Annotated in this window: 1 protein-coding gene and 1 pseudogene; both read right to left on the reverse strand. The window is 71.7% G+C overall.

Going from position 1 to position 1,948, the window contains the following annotated elements; translation table 11 throughout:
- Positions 1-1,234, reverse strand: a pseudogene (locus tag ACSW7Y_RS17090) (glycosyltransferase family 2 protein); the annotation flags it as partial.
- 457 nt (positions 1,235-1,691) lie between these two features.
- On the reverse strand, positions 1,692-1,948 hold a 257-nt coding region (locus tag ACSW7Y_RS17095; RefSeq protein WP_438127419.1), incomplete at its 5' end, for an iron chelate uptake ABC transporter family permease subunit.

Consider the following 1,948-nt stretch of genomic DNA (forward strand, 5'->3'; position numbering starts at 1 on the left):
GCGTCTGCGTCACCGCAACGCGGGCGTTCTCCGGCTGCTCGAGGAAGTACACGAGTCGCAGGCAGTAGTCACGGAGCAGCACGGAGTCGGCGTCGAGCGTCAGGACGTAGTCGGAGGCGGGGACGACGAGGTCGGCGTCCTCGGGCGAGGCGACCGTGCGGAGGATCGTGCCGCTCGCGGTCTCCTCGAACGCGTACGAGCCGCCGAGCAGCCCGATGTACGAGTTGAGGTTCATCGCCTTGTTCGCCTCGTCGGAGAGGTTCACGAACCGCTTCCGCTCGAAGGTCGTGATCTCGGCGGTGAAGGTCCACGCCAGGCGGCGGGTGAGCTCGAGCGCGCGGGCGCTGGTGACCTCGGTGAAGGCGTCGCCGACGGCGGCGCCGCGCGCCGCCGCGCCGGAGACCGCGTCCACGATCGCTGCCTCGAGTGCCTCCGACGTCAGCCGGAACTCGTCGGCCAGGGCGACGAGCACCTGGTCGTGGAAGAAGTGGTCCACGTGGTCCACGACCTCGTGCTCGCGAGCGTGGCGGCGGAGCCACGCGTCGGCCCAGCGGTGGTGCTCGACGAGCGTGCGGAGCGCGTCGACGGAGGCCTGCGGCGCGGTGTCGGCGTCGATCTCCGCGACGAGCAGGGCTTCCTGGAAGCGACGCGACGGCGCGGCGAGCTGCGACTGGATCTGCCCGGCGACCGCACGGGTCCGCTCGAGCTTGTCGGCGACCTCGGGGTCGGTCGGGAACGGGTTGTCGTCGACGAGCAGGACGACACGGAGGTTCGGGTACTCCTGCAGCGCGGCCGACCACAGCGTGGTGGCGACGACGTCGGGCTCCTCGGCGTAGCTCGGCACGAGGACCGTCATCGGCGCCTCGTGCCCCTCGGCGAAGTGGCGGTCGAGCTCGGCGCGCGGGACGCGGACGTGCGCGGCGAAGCGCTCCATCGCACCCTGGCGGGCGATGAGGTGCATGAGCGCGGAGAAGGTCAGGAAGGTGACGACCACCAGGTACGAGATCGCCTCGGTCGTGAAGCGGAAGCTCTCGGTGCCGTAGTCGAGGAACTGGCGGATCACCGTGTAGACGACGTAGGCGAGCCAGAACGCGATGGTCAGGATGATGGCGATGCGGCCGGAGACGAGCTTCCGGTCGGACGGACGGGCGTGGATGGTGTCGAGCGGGCGGGTACGTCGCTCGGAACCCCACTGCCTCCGGCGCACGGGGGCGCCGTCGAGCTGTTCGGGCATGACGGTCCTTCTTCCGCGGAGGTCAGCGCGCCATCGGGTCGGCACGCTGTCGGGTTGCCCCCGACGGTCGAGTGCGAACCTATGGGGACAGAACGAACGGTGCAGACACCCGGAAGGGGGGTTCCGGCCTCCTCGTGCGGGAAACCGCACGAGGTTGCGGGACGGCCGGATGACCGCGTGTCGCTGCGGGCCCGGCGAGGCTCCGGACGACACGCGGCTCAGGTTGCGTGCGTGGTCGCAGGGCACCGGCCTGGAGGCACGGCTCGGCCCCGCCGGGTCCGTCGCGTCACGCGGTCCGCCGGTCCGGCGCGGGGCGCATCGCCCCGGTCTGCGTCCGCGGCGGGGATCGGCTGGTCGCACGACGTGCCGCTCACGTCCGTCGCGGTCGCACGAACGCTCGGCTCGAGCGCGCCGAGGCGACACGTTCAGCGACCAGGTCGTGCCGAGGCGGCGCGTGTCAGCGGCCGCGGGCGAGGAGCCAGAGGAGGTACGGCGCACCGACGACGCCGGTCACGACGCCGACGGGCAGCGCAGTGCCCGGGATCGCGAACTGCGCGACCAGGTCGCTCGCGAGCGTCACGACCGCGCCGTAGCCGTCCTCTTCCATGTAGTGCAGCTGGTGGATCGAGAGGTCGACCACGAGGACGTCGAAGCCGTCCGGGTCGCGGACGACGTCGAGCTCGGTCACGCCGATGTTGCCGCACGACACCGCGC

Origin of the sequence: Curtobacterium flaccumfaciens, from assembly GCF_051548005.1 — a bacterium.
Lineage (GTDB): Bacteria > Actinomycetota > Actinomycetes > Actinomycetales > Microbacteriaceae > Curtobacterium.